Genomic DNA, 1,869 nt, shown 5'->3' with positions numbered 1-1,869 from the left:
CACTTAGCGAGGGTGCATTTTAGTTTTTTGAGTTATTTTCTTTATCACTATCCGCAGTAATAGATATTTCATTATTACTGTGTTTAGAGCTGTTCTTATATTTAAGAATGGCTCTTTCTTTTAAGTATGCAAGCATAGCAAAAATGCCTACTATACTTACTATTGTAACGCATACCATAGATGTAATAGTAACAGAATCACTCATATTGTCACCCCCTCTGCTGTCAGATTAACCGCAACGACTCCTTGGGAGAGATAAAGCCTGGAGGGTGACTAACTAAAAACATCCTTATTCTCCTGATAATTATTATAGCATAAATTTTAACCACGAATTTATATTTATAAAGTTTATCCATATTCTGCCTTGATATAGAACATATGTTCGTATATAATAGTATTATCTGGAACATAGGAGGTATATATGAATAGTTTTATAAATTGGATAGGTGGAAAGAAATTACTCAGGAAGGAGATAGTCAAACGATTTCCCGAAAGTTTCAATAGATACATAGAAGTGTTTGGAGGTGTAGCATGGGTATTGTTTTCAAAAGATAAACTGGCCAGCGTGGAAGTATACAACGATATAAATGGGGACCTGGTGAATTTATTCAGGTGCGTTAAATTCCATTGTGGAGAGTTGCAGAGGGAACTTTCATTCATGTTGAATTCAAGGGAAGTATTTTATGATTTCGCAAGTCAGTATAACACTAGAGGTATGACGGATATTCAGAGAGCAGCACGTTTCTTCATGTTGATTAAGACAAGCTATGGAAGCGACCACAGATCCTATGGATGTGTAAAGAAAAATGTAAATGTGATGATTAAATATCTTACTGATATTCAGGAAAGACTCTCTGATGTGGTGATTGAAGATAAAGATTTTGAGGATCTACTTAGAATATATGATAAGAAAGATGCACTTATATACCTGGACCCGCCTTACTATGGTACTGAAAAATACTATCAGGTCCAATTTTCAGAAGAGGATCATGTGAGGTTATGCGATTGCCTGAAGAAAGTAAAAGGAAAATTCATTCTTTCTTATAACGATTGTGAATTTGTGAAGCATTTATACAAGGATTTCAAGATAGATGAGGTTCAGAGAAATCATAATTTTGTAGGAAAATACAAGGATAAAGAGCATAGATACAGTGAATTGATTATTAGGAATTATTAACATTGTAAATAAATTGCTCTGGTGAATCCAAGGCTTTTTAAAATAGTACTTACAACTAATAACCCCCAGCCCAAAGCTGGAGGTTATTTTGTAATTGCATAAGATTGGGAATTTAAAATGCTATCTTTTAGTAGTATACCCCAAATATATTATTATATTCTTTAAAAGAAGCTCCAGTAATTAGCCAGAGCTTCTATATTAGATCAAAAAAGATCTAAAAAAAATAGACATCAATAATTATATCCTAAATACAATATTATATCTATACTATTGATATATTCCTTTATAATTTATTGATTTTTTACAAATACATGGTAAAATATAGAAGTAAGGTTCTTAAATGATCCTCTTTGTTTCTAAACCAATCAATACCTCATATTATTAAGAGCCCCTAGCCTATAGGGGTTTCTTCTCTGCTTATTATTTTAACAAAAAGGGCGTAATTCTCCTATCTTCTATAAGTGGGAGATGAATAGTCCTTGTTATTTTAGGTTCGATGCCTAAAATAATAACTACTTGACGAATTATTATATATGATGTATTCTAAAATCAGTGGTAAATATATAAATAAGGTAAAATAAATGGGTTTAGATACAAATAATCATTCAGTATTTTTGCTAAATTATCATTTGGTATTGGTTGTTAAATATAGGAGAAAAGTACTAAATGATAAAATATCAAATAGGCTAAAG

3 protein-coding genes are annotated in these 1,869 nt (G+C 31.2%); 2 read left to right on the top strand and 1 reads right to left on the bottom strand.

The features are described from left to right. Positions 1-19 precede the first annotated feature (19 nt). Positions 20-205, bottom strand: coding sequence for a hypothetical protein (locus tag LN736_RS18805; protein WP_229982207.1), 186 nt, complete (start codon positions 203-205; stop codon positions 20-22). A gap of 216 nt (positions 206-421) precedes the next feature. Between LN736_RS18805 and LN736_RS18800 the strand changes: the two genes are divergently transcribed. Both LN736_RS18800 and LN736_RS18795 read left to right on the top strand, forming a co-directional pair. Continuing rightward, entirely contained in the window at positions 422-1,177 is a 756-nt protein-coding gene (locus tag LN736_RS18800) for a DNA adenine methylase (RefSeq protein WP_229982206.1), read from the top strand. Between the two features lie 581 nt (positions 1,178-1,758). After that, the coding region (locus LN736_RS18795; RefSeq protein WP_229982208.1) for a transposase at positions 1,759-1,869 on the top strand (111 nt) is incomplete at its 3' end.

The organism is Clostridium aromativorans (genome assembly GCF_020908015.1).
Lineage (GTDB): Bacteria > Bacillota > Clostridia > Clostridiales > Clostridiaceae > Clostridium_B > Clostridium_B aromativorans.
The sequence above is the reverse complement of the archived record's forward strand: the minus strand, read 5'-3'. Positions and strand labels throughout refer to the sequence as shown.

What these genes read in the sequence shown, in the direction of transcription:
- LN736_RS18800 (WP_229982206.1), top strand. Translation starts at nt 422, where the DNA reads ATGAATAGTTTTATAAATTGGATAGGTGGAAAGAAATTACTCAGGAAG.
- LN736_RS18805 (WP_229982207.1), bottom strand. Translation starts at nt 205, where the DNA reads ATGAGTGATTCTGTTACTATTACATCTATGGTATGCGTTACAATAGTA.